Annotated in this window: 20 protein-coding genes; 16 read left to right on the forward strand and 4 right to left on the reverse strand. The window is 61.9% G+C overall.

Annotation, left to right across the window (positions count from 1 at the left end; all coding sequences use genetic code 11):
- Positions 1 to 60: 60 nt before the first annotated feature.
- Positions 61 to 1,593 (reverse strand): threonine ammonia-lyase, biosynthetic, encoded by a 1,533-nt coding sequence (gene ilvA / locus ACWBU6_RS04530; protein WP_452647648.1) that lies wholly within the window; start codon positions 1,591 to 1,593, stop codon positions 61 to 63.
- Positions 1,594 to 1,731: 138 nt separating this feature from the next.
- Between ilvA and ACWBU6_RS04535 the strand changes: the two genes are divergently transcribed.
- The 4 genes from ACWBU6_RS04535 to ACWBU6_RS04550 all read left to right on the forward strand — a co-directional run bounded on the left by ACWBU6_RS04535 (position 1,732) and on the right by ACWBU6_RS04550 (position 7,312).
- Complete coding sequence (locus tag ACWBU6_RS04535; RefSeq protein WP_452647649.1) at positions 1,732 to 2,226, forward strand: YqaA family protein; 495 nt, start codon at positions 1,732 to 1,734, stop codon at positions 2,224 to 2,226.
- 207 nt (positions 2,227 to 2,433) lie between these two features.
- Entirely contained in the window at positions 2,434 to 6,444 is a 4,011-nt protein-coding gene (locus ACWBU6_RS04540; protein WP_452647650.1) for a DUF3683 domain-containing protein, read from the forward strand.
- Complete coding sequence (locus ACWBU6_RS04545) at positions 6,441 to 6,893, forward strand: HIT family protein (protein WP_452647651.1); 453 nt, start codon at positions 6,441 to 6,443, stop codon at positions 6,891 to 6,893. The genes ACWBU6_RS04540 and ACWBU6_RS04545 overlap by 4 nt, the downstream gene beginning before the upstream one ends.
- Positions 6,893 to 7,312, forward strand: a complete 420-nt coding sequence (locus ACWBU6_RS04550) for a gamma-butyrobetaine hydroxylase-like domain-containing protein (RefSeq protein WP_452647652.1) — start codon at positions 6,893 to 6,895, stop codon at positions 7,310 to 7,312. The genes ACWBU6_RS04545 and ACWBU6_RS04550 overlap by 1 nt, the downstream gene beginning before the upstream one ends.
- 179 nt (positions 7,313 to 7,491) lie before the next feature.
- On the opposite strand, the gene ACWBU6_RS04555 is transcribed toward ACWBU6_RS04550, so the two are convergent.
- Complete coding sequence (locus ACWBU6_RS04555) at positions 7,492 to 7,740, reverse strand: hypothetical protein (protein WP_452647653.1); 249 nt, start codon at positions 7,738 to 7,740, stop codon at positions 7,492 to 7,494.
- Between the two features lie 133 nt (positions 7,741 to 7,873).
- Between ACWBU6_RS04555 and ubiE the strand changes: the two genes are divergently transcribed.
- From ubiE to ACWBU6_RS04610, 11 genes are all read left to right on the forward strand, one after another.
- Positions 7,874 to 8,608, forward strand: a complete 735-nt coding sequence (gene ubiE / locus ACWBU6_RS04560) for a bifunctional demethylmenaquinone methyltransferase/2-methoxy-6-polyprenyl-1,4-benzoquinol methylase UbiE (RefSeq protein ID WP_452647654.1) — start codon at positions 7,874 to 7,876, stop codon at positions 8,606 to 8,608.
- Positions 8,609 to 8,619: 11 nt separating this feature from the next.
- Positions 8,620 to 9,558 (forward strand): Tim44 domain-containing protein, encoded by a 939-nt coding sequence (locus ACWBU6_RS04565; RefSeq protein WP_452647655.1) that lies wholly within the window; start codon positions 8,620 to 8,622, stop codon positions 9,556 to 9,558.
- A gap of 140 nt (positions 9,559 to 9,698) precedes the next feature.
- On the forward strand, positions 9,699 to 10,307 hold the full coding sequence (locus ACWBU6_RS04570) for a ubiquinone biosynthesis accessory factor UbiJ (RefSeq protein ID WP_452647656.1): 609 nt from the start codon (positions 9,699 to 9,701) through the stop codon (positions 10,305 to 10,307).
- Positions 10,304 to 11,863: a ubiquinone biosynthesis regulatory protein kinase UbiB gene (gene ubiB, locus ACWBU6_RS04575; protein ID WP_452647657.1), complete on the forward strand. Its 1,560-nt coding sequence runs from the start codon at positions 10,304 to 10,306 to the stop codon at positions 11,861 to 11,863. The genes ACWBU6_RS04570 and ubiB overlap by 4 nt, the downstream gene beginning before the upstream one ends.
- A complete protein-coding gene (locus tag ACWBU6_RS04580; protein ID WP_452647658.1) occupies positions 11,847 to 12,518 on the forward strand; it encodes a methyltransferase in 672 nt (223 codons plus the stop codon). Before ubiB ends, ACWBU6_RS04580 begins: the two co-directional genes overlap by 17 nt.
- 33 nt (positions 12,519 to 12,551) lie before the next feature.
- Positions 12,552 to 12,833 carry an FmdB family zinc ribbon protein gene (locus ACWBU6_RS04585; protein WP_452647659.1) on the forward strand — a complete coding sequence of 94 codons (282 nt, stop codon included), beginning with the start codon at positions 12,552 to 12,554 and terminating at the stop codon, positions 12,831 to 12,833.
- 21 nt (positions 12,834 to 12,854) lie between these two features.
- Entirely contained in the window at positions 12,855 to 13,433 is a 579-nt protein-coding gene (locus ACWBU6_RS04590; protein ID WP_452647660.1) for a DUF502 domain-containing protein, read from the forward strand.
- A gap of 26 nt (positions 13,434 to 13,459) precedes the next feature.
- Entirely contained in the window at positions 13,460 to 15,265 is a 1,806-nt protein-coding gene (aspS, locus tag ACWBU6_RS04595) for an aspartate--tRNA ligase (RefSeq protein WP_452647661.1), read from the forward strand.
- A 75-nt stretch (positions 15,266 to 15,340) separates the two neighbouring features.
- Entirely contained in the window at positions 15,341 to 15,790 is a 450-nt protein-coding gene (nudB, locus tag ACWBU6_RS04600; protein ID WP_452647662.1) for a dihydroneopterin triphosphate diphosphatase, read from the forward strand.
- A gap of 79 nt (positions 15,791 to 15,869) precedes the next feature.
- Positions 15,870 to 17,156 carry an HD-GYP domain-containing protein gene (locus ACWBU6_RS04605; RefSeq protein ID WP_452647663.1) on the forward strand — a complete coding sequence of 429 codons (1,287 nt, stop codon included), beginning with the start codon at positions 15,870 to 15,872 and terminating at the stop codon, positions 17,154 to 17,156.
- Positions 17,153 to 18,841 carry an ATP-binding protein gene (locus ACWBU6_RS04610; RefSeq protein ID WP_452647664.1) on the forward strand — a complete coding sequence of 563 codons (1,689 nt, stop codon included), beginning with the start codon at positions 17,153 to 17,155 and terminating at the stop codon, positions 18,839 to 18,841. Before ACWBU6_RS04605 ends, ACWBU6_RS04610 begins: the two co-directional genes overlap by 4 nt.
- On the opposite strand, the gene ACWBU6_RS04615 is transcribed toward ACWBU6_RS04610, so the two are convergent.
- Positions 18,838 to 19,518: a penicillin-insensitive murein endopeptidase gene (locus tag ACWBU6_RS04615; RefSeq protein ID WP_452647665.1), complete on the reverse strand. Its 681-nt coding sequence runs from the start codon at positions 19,516 to 19,518 to the stop codon at positions 18,838 to 18,840. The genes ACWBU6_RS04610 and ACWBU6_RS04615 overlap by 4 nt on opposite strands.
- On the reverse strand, positions 19,515 to 20,303 hold the full coding sequence (locus ACWBU6_RS04620) for a CPBP family intramembrane glutamic endopeptidase (protein WP_452647666.1): 789 nt from the start codon (positions 20,301 to 20,303) through the stop codon (positions 19,515 to 19,517). Before ACWBU6_RS04620 ends, ACWBU6_RS04615 begins: the two co-directional genes overlap by 4 nt.
- A gap of 73 nt (positions 20,304 to 20,376) precedes the next feature.
- Between ACWBU6_RS04620 and ACWBU6_RS04625 the strand changes: the two genes are divergently transcribed.
- A complete protein-coding gene (locus ACWBU6_RS04625) occupies positions 20,377 to 21,189 on the forward strand; it encodes an endonuclease/exonuclease/phosphatase family protein (RefSeq protein ID WP_452647667.1) in 813 nt (270 codons plus the stop codon).
- The last annotated feature ends 3 nt before the right edge of the window (positions 21,190 to 21,192 follow it).

Here is a 21,192-nt window from a genome sequence, read left to right on the forward strand (position 1 = left end):
ACCGGTGGCGGCGCCGCAGGCTGGGTCCGACCCTGCGGGTCAGACCCAGGTTTACCGGTTTTACAGGAACAGCTTGTAAACCGGATTCTGCGTCTCATCCCAATAGCGATACCCCAGCGTCGCCAGGAACTGCGCAAACTTCTCCGCATCCTGCGCCGGCACCTGCAAGCCGATCAGAATCCGCCCCACATCGCCGCCCTGCGAGCGGTAATGGCACAAGGAGATGTTCCACTCCGGCGCCATCGAATCGAGGAAGCGCATCAGCGCCCCGGGACGCTCCGGGAACTCAAAGCGATACAGCAATTCATCCTTCGCCAGCACGCTCTTGCCGCCAACCAGGTGGCGCAGGTGCGACTTGGCCAGTTCGTCATGCGTCAGGTCCAGCGTCTTGAAGTTATTCTCTTCAAAGCGCCGGGCAATCGTCGACGATTCGCTGCGATCGGCAATCTGCACGCCGACAAACACGTGCGCCTGCTCCTGGTCGCTGATACGGTAGTTGAACTCCGTCACATTGCGCGGACCCACCAGGCTGCAGAAGCGCTTGAACGAACCGCGCTGTTCCGGCATGGTCACCGCAAATACCGCTTCGCGCGACTCGCCCAGCTCTGCGCGCTCCGCCACAAAGCGCAAGCGGTCAAAGTTCATATTGGCGCCGCTGCAGATGGTCACCAGCGTTTCACCCTGCACCGGATACTTGCCCATCTCCGCGCGTTCGACATAAGCCTTGGCTCCGGCAACGGCCAGCGCGCCGGAAGGCTCCAGGATCGAGCGCGTATCGGTGAACACGTCCTTGATCGCCGCGCAGATCGCATCGGTATCGACCACGATCACTTCATCGACAAACTGCTGCGCGAGGCGGAACGTTTCCTCTCCCACCAGGCGCACCGCGGTACCGTCGGCAAACAGGCCAACATCGGACAAGGTCACGCGCTCTCCGGCCTTGATCGAGCGCCCCATTGCATCCGAATCCATGGTTTGCACGCCAATGACCTTGATATCCGGGCGCAGTTGCTTCACATACGCTGCGACACCGGCAATCAGGCCGCCGCCGCCGATCGGCACGAAGATCGCGTGGATCGGGCCGGAATGCTGGCGCAGGATTTCCATGGCGATCGTGCCCTGGCCGGCGATCACTTCAGGATCGTCGAACGGATGCACGAAGGTCAGCTTCTGCTCCTTTTCAAGTTGCAGGGCGTGGTTGTAGGCGTCCGTATAGGACTCGCCATGCAGCACCACTTCCACGCTCTGGCCGCCGCGGCGGCGCACGGATTCGACTTTAAGGAGCGGCGTGGTGGCGGGCATGACGATCAGGGCGCGGCAACCGAGTTTGGCTGCGGACAGGGCAACACCTTGCGCATGGTTGCCTGCGGAGGCGCAAATGACGCCGCGCTTCAATTGCGCGTCGCTCAGATTCGCCATCTTGTTGTAAGCGCCGCGTACCTTGAAGCTAAAGACGTCCTGCACGTCCTCGCGCTTGAAGTAAATCTGGTTGCCAACTCGTTGCGAGAGAATCGGTGCCAGTTCGAGCGGAGTTTCATGGGCCACGTCGTAGACGCGGGAGGTCAGGATTTTCTTCAGGTAGTCGATAGTCATGATTTGCAAAGGTAAAGGTGTGGTGCAAAGACTGACAACGGCGGGTAACCGAAGGGGGCGCACGCCTGCCATGCGGGTATGCGGGTGGCAGGATGTCTAACGTGCTTTGAGCTTGGTACGGATGATTATAATTGAGCCATGATTGAAAACGCTATTCGCTGGCTGCTGGACCTCATTGCAGCGCCGGAAGTGGGGCTGACATCCGTCTTTATCATCAGTTTCGTTTCTGCCACGCTGCTGCCCTTGGGCTCGGAGCCTGCTGTCTTTGCCGTTTGTAAAGCCAACCCCCAAATGTTCTGGCCGGCCATTGCCGTCGCCACGGTCGGCAACACGCTGGGCGGGATCGTCGATTACTGGATCGGTTATTACGCCAAGAAAGCCTTCGCCAAAGAACGTTCGAGCCGCTGGTTCGGCTGGCTGGCGCACTATGGCGCCAAGACCATGCTGCTGTCCTGGGTGCCGGGTATCGGCGACCCGCTGTGCACGCTGGGCGGCTGGCTCAAGCTGCCGTTCTGGCCCTCCGTCCTGTATATGGCGATCGGCAAACTGGCGCGCTACCTTACGATGACCACCTTGCTGCTGTACGTGCCGGATGGCTTCTGGCGCTCGGCTGCCCAGGTTTTGGGCGGATAAACATTCCGCATAGCAGCACGGTTGCAGAATTTCGGCGCAGGCAGTGACTTGCGATGCGAACGAATGACGGAATTTCGATTATTCAACAGTATAATATTTCGCCAATTGACGTTAACGGAACCCCGCTGGCGTCTAAGGCTGTTCCTCTCTTGTGCGCCGCAATAAGATAGAATGGCCTGTCCCAGCGTCAGCCCCCGTCCTCGCAATATGAACGCACCAGCACAAATCCAGGCACTGCTTGCCGAATCGCCAGATGGTCACGCCCACACCCGCCTGCGGGAAATTCCATACAACTACACCTCGTTCTCCGATCGCGAAATCGTGATCCGCCTGCTGGGCGAAGAGTCCTGGGCGTTGCTGGATGAACTGAGGGCCTCGCGCCAGACCGGCCGTTCGGCGCGCATGCTGTACGAAGTGCTGGGCGATATCTGGGTCGTGCGCCGCAACCCATACCTGCAGGACGACCTGCTGGACAATCCGAAGCGCCGCCAGGCCCTGATCGATGCGCTGCACCACCGCCTGTCGGAAGTGGACAAGCGCCGCAACACTGTCGACGCGGCTGCCGATGCGGAATCGCAGAAGCGCAGCGGCAATGTGGAGAAACTGCTGCGCGCCGCCAGCAAGGCAGTGGCCGACTTCGGCGAAGAGTTCCGCCAGATGTACGACCTGCGCAAGCGCACCCAGAAGGTCTTGGGCAAGTACACCGAGAAGCACAATATCTGTTTCGACGGCATGAAGCGCATCACCCACGTGACCGATGCGACCGACTGGCGCGTCGAATATCCGTTCGTGGTGCTGACGCCGGACAGCGAAGAGGAAATGGCCGGGCTGGTGAAAGGCTGCATCGAACTTGGCCTGACCATCATCCCGCGCGGCGGCGGCACCGGCTACACCGGCGGCGCGATTCCGCTGACGCCGCTGTCGGCCGTGATCAACACGGAAAAGCTGCTCAAGCTGGGCGCCGTCGAAATGAAGGTGCTGCCGGGCCTGGACCGCGAATACGCGACCGTGCATTCGGAAGCGGGCGTCATCACCAACAAGGTCAGTGAAGCGGCCGAGAAGGCGGGCTTCGTGTTCGCGGTCGACCCGACCTCGGCCCACGCCTCCTGCATCGGCGGCAATATCGCCATGAACGCGGGCGGCAAGAAGGCCGTGCTGTGGGGCACCGCGCTGGACAACCTGGCCTCGTGGCGCATGGTGGACCCGAACGGCGACTGGCTGGAAGTCACGCGCCTGGACCACAACTTGTCCAAGATCCACGATACGCCGCTGGCGCGCTTCAAGCTGGAATGGACGCATCCTAACGGCCGCGGCGAAGCCAAGGGCGAGCCGTTCAGGACCGAAATCCTGGAAATCGAGGGCCGCAAGTTCCGCAAGGAAGGCCTGGGCAAGGACGTCACCGACAAGTTCCTGGCCGGCCTGCCGGGCGTGCAGAAAGAGGGCACCGACGGCCTGATCACGTCGGCGCGCTGGATCCTGCACAAGATGCCAAAGTTCACGCGCACCGTCTGCCTGGAGTTCTTCGGCCAGGCGCGCGATGCGATCCCGTCGATTGTGGAGATCAAGGATTACCTGGACGCCTTGCCGGCGCAGGGCGAACAGTTCAAGACCATCCGCCTGGCCGGCCTGGAGCACCTGGACGAGCGCTACCTGCGCGCAGTCGGCTACGCCACCAAGTCCAAGCGCGGCGTGCTGCCCAAGATGGCGCTGTTCGGCGACATCGTCGGCGACGATGAAGACGCCGTGGCGCTGGCCGCCTCCGAAGTGGTGCGCCTGGCGAACACCCGCGTCGGCGAAGGCTTCGTGGCCGTGAGCCCGGAAGCGCGCAAAAAGTTCTGGCTGGACCGCGCCCGCACCGCGGCGATTGCAAAGCACACCAATGCCTTCAAGATCAATGAAGACGTGGTGATTCCGCTGAACCGCATGGGCGAATATACCGACGGCATCGAGCGCATCAATATCGAGCTGTCGATCAAGAACAAACTGCAACTGGCGGAAGAACTGCGCGAGTTCCTCGCTGCGGACAAGCTCCCGATCGGCAAGAGCGACGACGCGACCGACGACAAGGTCGGCTACGCGGAAATGCTGGGCGACCGCCAGGCGCTGGCGCTGGCGCTGGTGGACCAGGTGCACGCACGCTGGACCTTCATCCTCGCCAACCTGGACAAGCCGCTGGCCGAAGTGCGCGCCGACTTGCTGGCGCTGGGACTCGAACAGCTGGCCGGTGCACTGGACGACCGCCTGCAGCACCAGCCGCAAGCGACCCTGTTCGACGTGGCGCAGGACCGCACCGTACGTATCAGCTGGAAGCAGGAAATCCGCGCGCACCTGCGCCAGATCTTCAACGGCGGCGCCTACAAGCAGATCCTCGATGAGGCCACTGCAATCCACAAGCGCGTGCTGCATGGCCGCGTCTTCGTTGCGCTGCACATGCACGCCGGCGACGGCAACGTACACACCAACCTGCCGGTCAACTCGGACCATTACGAAATGCTGCAGGACGCGCACAAGGCAGTGGCGCGCATCATGAAGCTGGCCCGGTCGCTGAACGGGGTGATCTCGGGCGAACACGGTATCGGCATCACCAAGCTCGAATTCCTGACCGAAGACGAAATCGGCGAGTTCCGCGAATACAAGAAGCGTGTCGACCCGGAGGGCCGATTCAACAAGGGCAAGCTGCTCAACCTGCCGGGCATGGAAGCGACGCTGCTGAATGCCTACACGCCTTCGTTCGGCCTGATGGGCCACGAATCGCTGATCATGCAGCAAAGCGATATCGGCGACATCGCCAACAGCGTGAAGGACTGCCTGCGCTGCGGCAAGTGCAAACCGGTGTGCTCGACCCATGTGCCGCGCGCCAACCTGCTGTACTCGCCGCGCGACAAGATCCTGGCCACCTCGGCGCTGATCGAAGCTTTCCTCTACGAAGAGCAGACCCGCCGCGGCATTTCGATCCGCCACTGGGAAGAATTCGAAGACGTCAGCGACCATTGCACCGTGTGTCACAAGTGCGCGACGCCGTGCCCGGTCAATATCGACTTCGGCGACGTGTCGATGAATATGCGTAACCTGCTGCGCAAGATGAACAAGCGTTCGTTCAATCCGGGCAAGAAAGCGGCGATGTTCTTCCTGAACGCGTCCGATCCGGCGACGATCCAGGCCACGCGCCAGACCATGATCGGCTGGGGCTACAAGGCGCAGCGGCTGGGCCATGAAGTGTTCAAGGCCGTGGCACGCAAGCAGACCAAGGCCCCGCCGCCGACCGTCGGCAAGCCGGCCGTGCGCGAGCAGGTGATCCACTTCGTGAACAAGAAGATGCCGGGCAACCTGCCGAAGAAGACTGCGCGTGCCCTGCTGGACATCGAAGACAACAAGATGATCCCGATCATCCGCGACCCGAAGAAGACCAATGCCAATACCGAGGCGGTGTTTTACTTCCCGGGCTGCGGTTCGGAGCGCCTGTTCTCGCAAGTGGGCCTGGCAACGCAGGCCATGCTGTGGGAGGTTGGCGTGCAGACTGTGCTGCCACCGGGCTACCTGTGCTGCGGCTATCCACAGCGCGGCGCGGGCGAATACGACAAGGCCGAGAAGATGATGACGGACAACCGTGTCCTCTTCCACCGCATGGCCAATACGCTGAACTACCTGGATATCAAGACCGTGGTGGTGTCCTGCGGCACCTGCTACGACCAGCTGGCGACCTATGAATTCGAGAAGATCTTCCCGGGCTGCCGCATCATGGACATCCATGAGTTCCTGCTGGAGAAAGGCGTCAAGCTGGAAGGCGTCGAAGGTACGCGCTACATGTACCACGATCCTTGCCACACGCCGATGAAGCAGCAGGATCCGCTGAAGACAGTGAATGCGCTGGTATCGACGGTCGACAACGTGAAGATCGAGAAGAACGACCGCTGCTGCGGCGAGTCGGGCACTTTCGCGGCCGCGCGTCCGGATATCTCGACCCAGGTCCGCTTCCGCAAGGAGCAGGAGATGGTGTCGGGCGCCGACAAGCTGCGTGCAGACGGCTTCAAGGGCGACGTCAAGATCCTCACTTCCTGCCCGTCCTGCATGCAGGGCCTGAGCCGCTACAACGACGATTCGGGCACCACCGCCGATTACATCGTGATCGAGATCGCCAAGCACAAGCTGGGCGACAACTGGCTGGTGGATTATGTGGCGCGCGCCAATGACGGCGGTATCGAAAGGGTGCTGGTATGACGATCAACTGCGACCTGTGCAAGCTGCTGGCCGGCTTCGACGCTGCGCCCGCCGGCGCGGCAGGGCCGCTGGTCTGGCGCGACCAGCGCCTGGCGGTAATCCTGGTCGACGAGCCGGGATATCCCGGCTACGCCCGCGTGGTGTGGCACGACCACGTGCGCGAGATGACCGACCTGTCGCCTGCGGACCGCGACCATGTCATGCAGACCGTGTGGGCGGTCGAGCAGGCGCAGCGCGCCACCATGTCGCCGCACAAGGTTAACGTCGCCAGCTTTGGCAATATGACGCCGCACGTGCACTGGCACGTGATCCCGCGCTACACTGACGACGCGCACTTCCCGAACCCGACCTGGGGCGCGAAGCAGCGCGAGCACGAAAACGCAGCTATCGCGGCGCGTGCGGCTTTGCTGCCGGCCTTGCGGGCGGCGATCATCGGGAACTTGAAATAATGAACAATCCAACCGGCCTGACCGTCCACAGCAAATCGCGCTACCTTGAAATTTCCTTCGACGATGGCGCGAGCTTCAATATTCCATTTGAATTGCTGCGGGTGTATTCGCCATCGGCGGAAGTAAAGGGCCACGGGCCGGGCCAGGAAGTGCTGCAAGTGGGCAAGCGCGAGGTGGCCATGACCAACCTCGAGCCGGTTGGCAACTACGCCGTCAAGCCAACCTTTGACGACGGGCACAATTCCGGCCTGTACACCTGGGATTACCTGTACGACCTTGGCGCCCGCATGGCGCAGCACTGGGCCGATTACCTGAAGCGCCTGGAAGCCGCCGGCTTCCCTGGCGACTCCGGCCGCGAACCCGGCACGGTGCTGCCAGGCGCCGCCGCCAAAGCCCAGGGCTGCGGCCACCATCACTGAGCCAGTCCCGCTCCAGCACTGGGTGCCGGCGCAGGTGTTTCTCATGCTCGCGCATGGCCAGGAGGATGGAAGTGTCGCGCTGGATATTGCAGGGCATTGGGCCGGCTTGCGACTGGCCCAGCTGCCTGCTTTCGGGTACACCTAGGATTGACGGCGTGTTGCCGCCAAAGAAGGATTGCTTAGTTGACCATCATTTTGCGGCGCTGGAACTCCTCATAGCGCTGCTGCTCGCGTTCCCAGATGTAGCGGAATGCGGCGCGGGCTTCCGGAGTCAGGCGACGGATGGCCTCAACGTTGAAGGTCATCGGGTGCGGCTCTGCGGACACCAGGGCGCGCGATTGGGCGCGGGTGGCATCGATGAACTGCTTGGTGGCTTCGTCGATATCCGGGAAAAAAATGTCCGCGGGCAATTTTTGCTGAAGCTCCATCTGAAAATCTCCTAGTAAGACAAATCGTCTGAGCCATAAAACGACTCGTTGAGCATTCTGGTTGACAAGCATCTGCAAAATCTGTGCGTCACCCCACAAATGTATAATGCGGCAATTACAAGGCACCCTCAACATGACCAATACCACCCATTTCGGTTATAAAACCGTCAACGAAGACGATAAAGTCAAGGAAGTCGCCAAGGTCTTCCACTCCGTCGCCGCCAAGTACGACATCATGAACGACCTGCTGTCCGGCGGCCTGCACCGCATCTGGAAGGCGTTCACTATTGCTAACGCGGCCGTGCGCCCGGGCATGAAGGTGCTCGACATCGCGGGTGGTACCGGCGACCTGGCCAAGGCATTTGCCAAGGCGGCGGGTGCGACCGGCGAGGTCTGGCTGACCGACATCAACGAGTCGATGCTGCGCGTGGGCCGCGACCGTCTCTTGAATAAGGGCCTGGTGACCCCCACGTTGATTTGTGATGCGGAGAAGCTGCCTTTCCCGGACAACTATTTTGACCGCGTCAGCGTGGCGTTCGGCCTGCGCAATATGACGCACAAGGATGTTGCTCTTTCTGAAATGCGTCGCGTGCTGAAGCCGGGCGGCAAATTGCTGGTGCTGGAATTCTCGAAAGTGGATCCAGTCTTGCAAAAACCATATGACTTTTATTCCTTCACGGTGCTGCCGTGGATGGGCCGGAAAGTGGCCAACGATTCGGAGAGTTATCGTTACCTGGCCGAATCCATCCGCATGCACCCGGACCAGGAAACGCTGAAGACCATGATGCAGGCTGCGGGTCTTGAGCGCGTGCAGTACTACAACCTGACGGCAGGTGTGGCCGCTTTACATACCGGCATCAAAATGTGAGACATCCGACGATGAAAATGAAGAAATTCCTGGCCGGCGCAATGGTTGCGCTGTCCGCGCTGAGCATGATGAGCGAATTGGCCGCGCGCCCGATGGGCGGCAGCAAATCGATCGGCCGCCAGTCCTCGAGCGTGAGCAGCATGCCAAGGCAGGCCAGCCCTGCGCCGGCGCCAACCGCGCCCACCGCGGCGCCGAGCGCGAGCCGTCCTGCTGCGGCACCGGCGCCTGCCGCGCCGGCACCGGCAGCCAAGCCCAGCATGTGGAAGGGCATCCTCGGCGGCGCACTGCTGGGCCTTGGCCTGGGCGCGCTGCTGTCGCACTTCGGCCTGGGCGGCGCCATGGCGTCGGCCATCAGCACCATCCTGATGATCGCCCTGATCGGCGGCGTGATCTACTTCATCGTCCGCATGCTGCGCCGCAAGTCGCAGCCGGCGGCCCAGCCGGCGTTCAGCGGCGGCTATAGCGGCGGCAATGCGCACCAGATGCAGCCAGCGGCGTTCGAGCCGGTGATGCCTGCTGGCGGCTCCGGCCTGGCAGCACCTGCTGCGCCGGCGGCAGCGCACACCCCTTGGGGCGTGCCGGCCGATTTCGACAGCGCGGGCTTCCTGCGCGCTGCCAAGTCCAATTACATCCGCCTGCAGGCGGCATGGGACAAGGCGGATGTGGAGGATATCCGCAACTTCACCACGCCTGAAGTCTTTGCCGAACTGCGCATGCAGATCCAGGAGCGCGGCACGCAAGTCGAGTACACCGATGTGGTGGCAATCGAGGCTGAACTGCTGGGCATGGAGAACAATGGCAATGACTACATGGCCAGCGTGAAGTTCTGGGGCAAGATGAAACCTGCTCCCGATGCGCTGCCGGAACCGTTCCAGGAAGTGTGGAACCTGAGCAAGCCGCATAACGGCAACACCGGCTGGGTGCTGGCAGGCATCCAGCAGCTTGCGTGACATCGCGCTGTAACTGGTAAGATCGAGACCGCCCTGGCTTTCCGGGGCGGTTTTGTTTTGTGCAAACCGGTAGAGCGGGTGTCCGGCCCCCTGGGCCAGACACCGGTTTGCCGGTTCTTGCGGTTGAAAAGACGACGACAATGTTCTCATTCCCTCCCAAGCTGCCTGGCCTGAGCACGCCGGCGGCAGCTACCATCAACCACCTGCTGGCGCAGGAGCCGTGGGCGCGCACCGAGCTCAAGCTGCATGCCGGCAAGGTTGCCGTGATCGACGCCAGCCCAGCTGTGCTGCGCCTGCGCCTGGCGCCGGACGGCATGGTGGAGGCAGCCGGCAGCGCGGCCGGAGCAGCAGTGACGATTCGCCTGAAACTCAGCGATCTGCCGCTGATAGCGCAGAACCGCGCGCGTGCCTTCTCTTACGTGCAGATTGAAGGCGACGCGGAATTTGCCAACGCCATCTCGCGGCTGTCGCAATCGCTGCGCTGGGAGGCTGAATACGACCTGGAACAACTGGTCGGGCCGATTGCCGCGGTACGCCTGGTGCAGGGGGCGAAAGCGGTAGTGCAGGGTGCGCGCAACGGCCAGCGCAAAGTGGCCGAGAATGTCGCGGAGTATTTCCTCGACGAGAACCCGCTGTTGATCCGCCCGGTGACGGCGGAAAGCTTTGCGGCCGATGTGACCCGCTTCCGCGATGACGTGGAACGCGCCAGCAAGCGGCTGGAAAAACTCGAACAAAAACTGGCTAAATGATTCGCAAATTCCTCCGGCTGTTCAAGATCGTCCGTGTCTCCGTCCAGTATGGACTGGACGAAATCGCCATTTCCGGCTTCGACAAGCCGCGCATCAGCAAATTCCTCGATACCGTCTTCTTCTGGCGCGACCTGTCGACGCCGCGTGCCGTGCGCCTGCGCCGCGCGCTGGAGGAGCTGGGCCCGATCTTCGTGAAGTTCGGCCAGGTCCTGTCGACCCGCAGCGACCTGTTCCCGCTCGATATCGTGGCCGAGCTGTCCAAGCTGCAGGACCGCGTGCCGCCCTTCGACTCGGACCTGGCGATCAGGATGATCGAAGAGTCGCTGGGCGCCCACCCTGACGCGTTGTTTGCGCGCTTCGAACGCGTCCCGGTAGCCTCGGCTTCCATCGCGCAGGTGCATTTCGCCGCGCTGAAGGATGGCACCCAGGTCGCGGTCAAGGTACTGCGGCCGGGCATGAAGAAACTGATCGATGAAGACGTGGCGCTGATGCATATCGCGGCCAACTTCATCAACCGGCTGTGGGCCGATTCCAAGCGCCTGAAGATCCAGGAAGTGGTGCAGGAATTCGACAAGTACCTGCACGATGAGCTGGACCTGATGCGCGAGGCAGCCAATGCCAGCCAGTTGCGCCGCAATTTCGCCGATTCGAAGCTCTTGCTGGTGCCGGAAATGTTCTGGGATTACTGTTCCAGCAATGTGATCGTGATGGAGCGCATGCACGGCATACCGGTGTCGCAGATCGACCGCCTGATCGAAGCGGGCGTCGATCTGAAGAAGCTGTCGTCGGATGGGGTGGAAATCTTTTTCACGCAGGTGTTCCGCGATGGCTTCTTCCACGCCGATATGCATCCGGGGAATATTCTGGTGTCGATCGAGCCGGAATCGTTTGGCCGCTATATCGCGCTCGACTTCGGCATCGTCGGCACGTTGAACGATTACGACAAGGATTACCTGTCGCAGAACTTCCTGGCCTTCTTCCGCCGCGATTACAAGCGCGTGGCGGAAGCGCATATCGAATCGGGCTGGGCGCCCAAGGAAACCCGTGTCGACGAGCTGGAAGCTGCAGTGCGCGCCTGCTGTGAACCGATTTTCGACCGTCCGCTGAAGGACATTTCATTTGGCCAGGTCCTGCTGCGCCTGTTCCAGACGTCGCGCCGCTTCAATGTGGAAGTGCAGCCGCAACTGGTACTGCTGCAGAAAACGCTGCTCAATATCGAAGGCCTGGGCCGCCAACTGGACCCCGACCTGGACCTGTGGAAGACGGCCAAGCCATACCTGGAGCGCTGGATGGCGGAGCAGGTGGGCTGGCGCGGGCTGGTGGATCGCTTGAAGGCGGAGGCGCCGCGCTATTCGCATATTTTCCCGCAGCTGCCACGCCTGGCGCACCAGGCGCTGAGCATCGCTGCCGAGCGCGACGTCGAGACCAGGCTCTTGCTGGCGCATCTTGTGGCCGAACAACGGCATACGAACCGCCTGCTGTCGTTCTTTGCATTCTTTGTCGGGTCCTTCGTGGTGGGCTCGGTGGCGTACCTGGCTTATGCCCGACTTTACTAACCGCGATCCGCGCACGGCGGAGTTCTGGGACCAGCGGTTTGCGGCGGCGTTCATGCCCTGGGACCGGGGTGGGGTGCCGGCGCAGTTGGCGGCTTGGCTGCAAACCGGCAAACCGGTGTCTGACCCGCAGGGTCAGACACCTCGACACGCGGCTGCCGCAGGCCCGGTGCCTGACCCCGGCCGGTTGTCGGTACTGATCCCTGGCTGCGGCAGCGGCTACGAACTGCAAGCGTTCTGCGAAGCCGGCTGGAACGCCACCGCCATCGATTTCTCCCCGGCCGCTGTTGTTGCGGCGCAACAAGCCCTCGGCCCCTGGCGCGAACACGTTGTCGAAGCCGACTTCTTCGCATTCACGCCACCGCAGGCGTTGGACCTGATCTACGAACGGGCCTTCCTGTGCGCCATGCCGCGCGATATGTGGCCGCGCGTGGTGCAGCGCTGGGCCGAACTGCTGCCGGAAGGCGCCTTGCTTCTAGGCTACTTCTTCTTCGATAGCAACCCGAAAGGTCCGCCCTTCGGTGCCGACCGGGAGGCGCTGGCGCAGTTAATGAGCGCCCACTTCAGTCTCGAGCAGGACGAGCCGGTCGAAGACTCGGTTGCAGTATTCCAGGGCAAGGAGCGCTGGATGGCATGGCGCCGGAAAAAAGCTTTATAATTCAGGGTTTTGATGTTTTTTGCGGAGTAATAGATGCCGATCTACGCTTACCGCTGCGAGGAATGTGGCTTTGCCAAGGATGTGCTGCAAAAGATCTCCGATCCGCAGCTCACGGATTGCCCTACCTGCGGCAAGTCCACCTTTAAGAAGCAACTGACCGCAGCCGGCTTCCAACTGAAAGGCACCGGCTGGTATGTTACCGATTTCCGTGGCGGCACCGCCCCGGCGACCGGCGTTGCCAGCGCGGCCAAGACCGAAGCCCCGGCGACAGCTGCCCCGGCGCCTGCACCGGCAAAGTCTACCAGCGAGGCGTAACCAGCCCGCACAAGGAACACGATGCGTAAATATTTCATTACCGGCTTGCTGGTCCTGGTACCTCTGGCAATTACGGCATGGGTGCTGAACCTGGTGATTTCCACCATGGATCAGTCCCTGTTGCTGATCCCGGAAAAATGGCTGCCGGATGACCGCCGGCCGTCTGGCCTGGGCACGATCCTGACTGTCGCGGTCGTGTTCCTGACCGGCCTGCTGACCAATAACCTGGTCGGCAATTTCCTGGTCCGCCAATGGGAAAAGCTGCTGCATCGCATTCCTGTGGTCAGTTCCCTGTATGGCAGCGTGAAGCAGGTCTCGGATACCTTGTTCTCCGATTCCGGCAATGCTTTCCGCAAGGCCGTGCTGGTACCTTACCCGCATGCCGGCTCGCGCACGATCGCCTTCCTGACCGGTGCGCCAGCCACGGAAGTGCAGAAGCACCTGGACGATGAATACATCAGCGTCTACGTGCCAACCACGCCGAACCCGACTTCCGGCTTCTTCCTGATGATGCCGAAAAAAGATGTAGTCGAGCTCGATATGAGCGTCGATGCCGCACTGAAGTACATCGTTTCGATGGGCGTTGTCGTCCCTGAATAAAACTTAACCTGAAACTGAGAATCAATATGTCCATGCGTACTGAATACTGCGGCCTCGTAACCGAAGCCCTCGTAGGCCAAACCGTCAGCCTGTGCGGCTGGGTGCACCGTCGCCGCGACCACGGCGGCGTGATCTTCATCGACCTGCGCGACCGCGAAGGCCTGGTGCAGGTGGTCTGCAACCCGGAACAGGCGGAAGTGTTCGCCGTCGCCGAATCCGTGCGTAACGAGTACTGCCTGCGCATCACCGGCACCGTGAAAGACCGCCTGGCCGGCACCGTCAACAACAACCTGAAGTCGGGCAAGATCGAAGTCGTTGCCGCCAAGGTGGAAGTGCTGAACGCCTCCGTGCCTGTTCCGTTCCAGCTGGACGACGACAACCTGTCCGAAACCACCCGCCTGACCCACCGCGTGCTGGACCTGCGCCGTCCACAGATGCAGAACAACCTGCGCCTGCGCTACAAGGTGTCGATGGAAGTGCGCAAGTACCTGGACGACCTGGGCTTCATCGATATCGAGACCCCGGTGCTGACCAAGTCGACCCCGGAAGGCGCACGCGACTACCTGGTGCCGTCGCGCGTGAATGCGCACGAATTCTTCGCGCTGCCGCAGTCGCCGCAGCTGTTCAAGCAGCTGCTGATGGTCGCCAACTTCGACCGCTACTACCAGATCACCAAGTGCTTCCGCGACGAAGACCTGCGCGCCGACCGCCAGCCTGAATTCACCCAGATCGACTGCGAAACCTCGTTCCTGACGGAACAGGAAATCCGCGACCTGTTCGAAACCATGATCCGCAAAGTGTTCAAGAACACCATGGACGTGGAACTGCCTAACCCATTCCCGGTAATGGACTTCGCTGAAGCCATGGGCAAGTATGGTTCGGACAAGCCTGACATGCGCGTCAAGCTGGAATTCACCGAACTGACCGACGTAATGAAGGATGTTGAGTTCAAAGTCTTCTCCGGCGCCGCCAACATGAAGAACGGCCGCGTGGTCGGCATGCGCGTGCCTAAGGGCGCCGACATGCCGCGTTCGGAAATCGACGCCTACACCCAGTTCGTCGCCATCTACGGCGCCAAAGGCCTGGCATACATCAAGGTCAACGAGAAGGCCAAGGGCCGTGACGGCCTGCAGTCGCCGATCGTGAAGAACATCCACGACCAAGCACTGAACAAGATCCTGGAACTGACCGGTGCACAAGACGGCGACCTGATCTTCTTCGGCGCCGACAAGGCGAAGGTGGTGAACGACGCGATCGGCGCGCTGCGCGTGAAGATCGGCCACTCCGAGTTCGGCAAGGCCAACGGCCTGTTCAACGACGTGTGGGCGCCGCTGTGGGTGATCGACTTCCCGATGTTCGAATACGACGAAGAAGAAGACCGCTGGACCGCGACCCACCACCCGTTCACTTCGCCAAAGGACGGCCACGAAGACATGCTGGAAACCAATCCAGGCGCCTGTATCGCCAAGGCCTACGATATGGTGCTGAACGGCTGGGAACTGGGCGGCGGCTCGATCCGTATCCACCGCGAAGAAGTGCAGTCGAAAGTGTTCCGCGCGCTGAAGATCGGTGCCGAAGAAGCCCGCGAGAAGTTCGGCTTCCTGCTGGACGCGCTGCAGTACGGCGCGCCTCCGCACGGCGGCCTGGCCTTCGGTCTGGATCGTATCGTGACCCTGATGACCAAGTCCGATTCGATCCGCGACGTGATCGCCTTCCCGAAAACCCAGCGCGCGCAGTGCCTGCTGACCCAGGCCCCTTCGCCGGTCGACGAGAAGCAGCTGCGTGAACTGCATATCCGCCTGCGTTCGGCGGAGCCGAAAGTGGCCGGCTAAAACCGGCTAGGCGGTGCCTGACCCGCAGGGTCAGGCACCCCGACCCGCAGCCGCCGGTGCCTGGTTTCAAAGCAAATGAAGCCCTATAAGATCCCGGAATCCGTCCTGGTGGTGATTCACACCGCCGACCTGGAAGTGCTCCTGATCGAGCGCGCCGGCAACCCCGGCTACTGGCAATCCGTCACCGGCTCGAAAGACGCCATTGACGAACCCCTGCTCACCACCGCTACCCGCGAACTGTTCGAAGAAACCGGTATCGTTGCCGACGGCAAAGACATCGTGTTGCGCGACTGGGACCTGCAGAACATCTACGAAATCTATCCGGTCTGGCGCCATCGCTACGAACCCGGCGTCACCCACAACCGCGAACACATCTTCAGCGTGCAGGTGCCGCGCAACGTACCGGTCATGCTGAGCCCGCGCGAACACACCGCCCACGTCTGGCTGCCCTATCTCGAAGCTGCCGACCGCTGCTTTTCCCCGTCCAACGCCGAAGCCATCCTCCAGTTACCGCAACACATGTAACTTGCAGCTTGCTTGTAAATCGCGCACCGCGCGTTGTGGCTATAATCGGACATCGACTGTCACGCTGGGGGCGCACGCCATGCCGGAGACTCAGGATATCCTTCTGGAGCAGTTGCAGGTCGGCTTATATGTCCACCTCGACCTGAAATGGTTCGAGCATCCTTTTGCATTCAGCCATTTCAAGATCAAGTCGCAGGAGCAGATCCACCAGTTGCGCAGCCTCGGCTTGCACAAGATCCGCTTCGACCCGGCCTTGAGCGATGTGCAGCCGGCCTCGTTGCCGGTCGACACGCCGGCCGCCGCTCCTGAATCTCTTGCCAAGGCACAGGCGCCGGCGCCCGAATCGCCCGAGCTGGCTGCCAAGCGCGCCATGATGGAGCGCATGCGCCAGCAGCGCGAGAACGCGGCGCGCATCGAGCATGCCTTTGTCGACACGGCGCGCGCGATGAAGGACATGGAAAAGAACATCTTCGCCCGTCCGGCCGAGAACCTGCAAAGGGCCAGCGAGATGATCGGCAAGATTGCCGACTCCATTCTGAGCGCGCCGGAGCTGGCCATCCACGTCATGGGCGACCGCACCGGCGGCGAGGAAATCTACCTGCATTCGCTCAACGTCACCATGCTGTCGATGATGATTGCGCGCGATATCAAGCTGCCGCGCGAAGTGGCGGGCGCGATGGGCGTCGGTTCCATGTTCCACGATCTTGGCGTGCGCAACGTTCCGGACAAGGTGCTGACCAAGACCGAGGCGTGGACCCACTCCGAGCAGCACCTGTACGAAACCCACTGCGCGGTCGGAACGGAAATGGGACAGCAGCTCAAGTTTCCCGCCGCCGCCGTGGCGATCGTGCGCGATCACCACGAAATGTTCGATGGCAGCGGCTACCCGCGCCATTTGAAAGGCGAAGAGATCGGTGTACTGGCGCGCATCGTGGGGATCGCCAATTACTATGACCGTCTGTGCAACCCGATCAACGGTACGCCCGGCCTGACCCCGCACGAAGCGTTGTCGCTGATGTTCGCCAAGAACCGCAACAAGTTCGACCCGAAGCTGTTGCAGGTGTTCATCCGCTGCCTGGGGGTGTACCCGCCGGGCACCATTGTGCAACTGTCGAACGGCGCTACCGGCATGGTCGCCACCATCAATACCGAAAAGCCGAACAAGCCGGAACTCGTCGTGTATGAACCGGGCATCCCGCGCGAAGACGCGATCATGGTTGACATGGCGCTGGAGAGCGACCTGAATATCGTCCGCGCCATCAAGCCGGCGCAGGTGCCGAAGGAAATCTACGCCTACCTCAGCCCGCGCAAGCGGGTCAGCTATTACTTCGATGCCACCAAGCCGGGCCAGGGAGCGACCGGGTGATCTCCGAACTGCGCCAGCTCATGCTCGATCATAGCCCGCACATGATGCTGCTGGTGGACCCGAGCGACTTGCGCATCATTGTCGCCAACCGGGTGGCCGAGCAGGTGCTTGGCTATTCCGGAGCACAGCTGGCCGATATGCAGATTACCGATATCGAGAGTTCGCTGCAGGATGTGTTCTATTGGGAAGACGTGCGCGGCGGCCATTTCCAGGATATCGATGCGCAAGAGGGCGAATACCTGCGCGCCGACGGCACCCAGCTCATGGTCATGAAATCGCTGCGTGTGCTGCGCCACGATGACCGCTGGCTGATCCTGATCATGGCGCGCGACGCGCGGCAGGAACGCAAGGTGGAGGATGTGCTGGAACAAACCCTGTCGCAGTTACGCACTACGCTGGAGGCGACCGGCAATGGCATCCTGGTGATCGATTGGCACAACAATATCGCCAGCATGAATCGCCAGTTCAGCGAGATGTGGCATATCCCGGACGCCTTCCTGAAGAACGGCAATGACTCGGCCATCCTGGAATTCCTGACCGCCAATGTGGTCGAACAGGAACTGTGCCGCGAGCGGTTGCAGCAAGTGAGTGATCCGCACGAGGCGCTGGACCAGTTCCACCTGCATGACGGCCGCGTGTTCGAATGCAGCTCGCGCCCGCAATTCCTCGGCGAGCGGATCATCGGCCGGGTGTACGGCTTTCTCGACAACACGGAGCGCGTGCATGCCGAACAGGCGCTGCGCGAATCACGCGACCAGCTGGAAACCCGCGTGCACGAACGCACCCTGGCGCTGCAGATGGCGAACATCACGCTGGAGAGCGAGAAGTCGCGCCAGGCCGACTTGATCCGCAAGCTGGGCGAGGCGCAGAACCAGCTCCTGCAGTCGGAAAAGATGGCTTCCATCGGCGTGCTGGCGGCGGGCGTCGCGCATGAGATCAACAACCCGGTGGGCTTCGTCAATTCCAATCTGAGCAGCCTGCAGCGCTATATGCAGTCCCTGATGCGGCTGCTCGATGCGTATGAGGCGCGCGAAGAGCACCTGCCGCAGTCCGACCGCGGCGAACTGAATGCCCTGCGCAAGGAAATCGACGCCGACTACCTGCGCGAAGACCTGGGCAGCCTGCTGTCCGAATCGATGGACGGCCTGGACCGCATCAAGCGCATCGTGCAGGACATGAAGGACTTCTCGCACGCGGGCGGCGGCGACGTGCTGGTGGCCAACCTGGAGACTGGCCTGGACAGCACGCTGAACGTGGTCTGGAACGAGTTGAAATACAAGGCCGAAGTGGTGAAGGAATATGGCGGCGTACCGGAAATCGAATGCATCCCCTCGCAGCTGAACCAGGTGTTCATGAACCTGCTGGTCAATGCCGCCCATGCCATCGAAAACCGCGGCCGCATCACGCTGCGCACCAGTTACGAAAATGAGATGGTGACGGTGTCGGTGAGCGATACCGGCAGCGGCATCGCGGCGGAAAACCTGGGCCGCATCTTCGAACCCTTCTTCACCACCAAGCCGGTGGGGAAGGGCACGGGGCTGGGCTTGTCGCTGTCCTACAGCATCGTGCAAAAGCACGGCGGCCGCATCGAGGTCGACAGCGAAATCGGCCGCGGCACCACCTTCCGCGTCATCCTGCCGCGCCAGATGGCGCCGAGCACGGAGGAAGACGATGTCATGACTTAGCGGCCGCAGGGAATGGCAAAGTCGACGTGGTAATGCTCATCATGCCGCACCCATGGCTTGCCCTGCATGAACTTAAGCCGCTTCAGCTGGGCGCCGCGCGCGGTGGCGAACAGGCGCGGCAGGTAGGCAGTGTCGAAGATCACCAGTGCAATGCCATGCCCGCGCGCGCGGGCGGCCTGGTCCAGCTGGTACAAGTGTTCCGCCAGCGCGGCGAAGTCGATGCTGTACCCGTCGTAGCGCGCATCGCGGTCGAATTCGATGTCGTAGCCGAAGCGCAGGGCGGCTGGCGTCGGCAGGCGCGCCGGCCGGCCATGCCTGTCGCGCACCGGCACGAAGAAGTCGACCGACAGGCCATTCTGGTGCGTGCGGTGGGGGCGGAAGCGGCCGCCATGCTCGTTCCCTGTTTCGCCATACACGTATTGCGAACCAGGCGCGGCGTGCTCGAGCCTTGCGAAGGCATCCAGCATGATGGCCGACACTTCGCTATGCACATGGTTGCGGCCCATGGCGATGGCCAGCGTGCTGTAGGCCGCGAAATTGGCGCCCTGTGGCGGCAGCTGGATGCTGCCTTCGATACTGCCGCGGCTGACCGTGCCGTGGCAGCGGCTGGCGGCGGCATGGGCGCCGGCCGCGCAAGCCGCCAATAGCGCCGCGGCAGCGATGTGCGTCCCCCTCATCGCGCAGCGCCCGAAAGGACCCGGCGCAGCATATAGCAAGCGGGCAACCCTGGCAGCAGCAGGAGCCATACGATGGCCGGCGCGCTGCCTGAAGCGCCGGCGCCGGCATTCGCCGCCATCAGCATGACTGTCGTGTTGACTGCCGCGTGCATGGCAATGCCCGGGATCAGCGAGCGCGTGCGCTCATAAAGCCAGCCGGCAAAGATGCCGAACAGGCTGGCGCCGACCAACTGGTAAATATTCATGTGGTAGAAGCCGAACACGACGGCCGAGCCGAGAATGGCGTAGCTGCGCTCATATTGCTGCAGGAAACTGCGCAGGATGATGCCGCGAAACAGCATCTCTTCCACAACAGGGGCGATGATGCAAATCAGCATGATTTGCGGCAGCCCCGCCGCCATCCAGTTGCCGAGATGGTTCTCCATCCCGGCGCGCAGGGGAAACTCGGCCAGCAACAGGTCATTTACGAATCCCATGAGCAGGAACAGGCACGGCGTCGCCAGCAGCACCAGCGGCACGATGACGACCATGGTTGCCGCTGCTGCCGAGCGTGAGGAATTGAACAGGTCGCGATAAGCCAGGTTCTTCCAATGCAGCAGCACCGTGAACAGGACGCCGTTGGCCAGGAGGCGGGAGAGCGTGAGCAGGCTGAAAGGATTGCCAAGGCCCAGCCAACGGTGCGCATCGAACAGGGCACAGCTGACCAGGTAATCGACGGCCCACAGGCATAAGACGAGGAAAAAGGCTTCCAGGGCAGACGGGAATGTGGCGTGTTGTTCATTCATGGGCATGACTATAAAGCAATTCCCAACACTTTTGACCGGGAGCAAGCCGGGCAGTTGGAGTTAGAATGGTTCCATGAAGATCCGCGTTGCCACATACAATATCCACAAAGGCGTGTCGTACCGTAGCCAGCCACGGGTGCATGCCTTGCGCCATGCGATTGAGGCCTTCCACGCCGACCTGGTATTCCTGCAGGAAGTGCAGGGCCAGCACGACAGGATCGAGGCGCGTTACGGCGAAGAAAGTGCAGGCCACCGGCACTGGCCGAAGAAGGCCCAGCATGAATTTTTCGCAGGCGAGTCGCACCAGTCCGTGTACGGCCTGAATGCACAATACGATCACGGCCACCACGGCAATGCGCTGCTCAGCAAATACCCGATCGCGCGCTGGACCAATACCGATATCTCCGACCATGCTTATGAATCGCGCGGCATCCTGCATTCGGTGGTGGAAACGGAAGGCCAGCTGGTGCACTGCTACGTGATCCACCTTGGCCTGTTCGAGCGCAGCCGCGTGCGGCAGGCTGAATTGCTGATCGAAGCGGTGCGCAGCTCGGCGCCGGACGGCGAGCCGGTGATCATCGCCGGCGACTTCAACGACTGGCGCAATACCCTGACCGACAAGCTGCAAAGCGCACTCGGCGTGCGCGAAGTGTTCGACGAAATCAAGCACGGCCATCCGGTCGGCGACCTGGTGCGTACTTTGGCGCGGCGCAAGGCCGCCCAGCGCCCGGCCCGCACCTTCCCGGCCGCCTTGCCATTTTTCAGGTTGGACCGCATCTATGTGCGGGGCTTCAAGGTAGAATCCGCGGAAGTCCTGCACGGCCCGCTGTGGGCCAGGCTGTCGGATCATGCGCCCATCGTGGCGAACCTGAAACTGGTTTCCTGACAC

The organism is Pseudoduganella sp. HUAS MS19 (genome assembly GCF_053615455.1).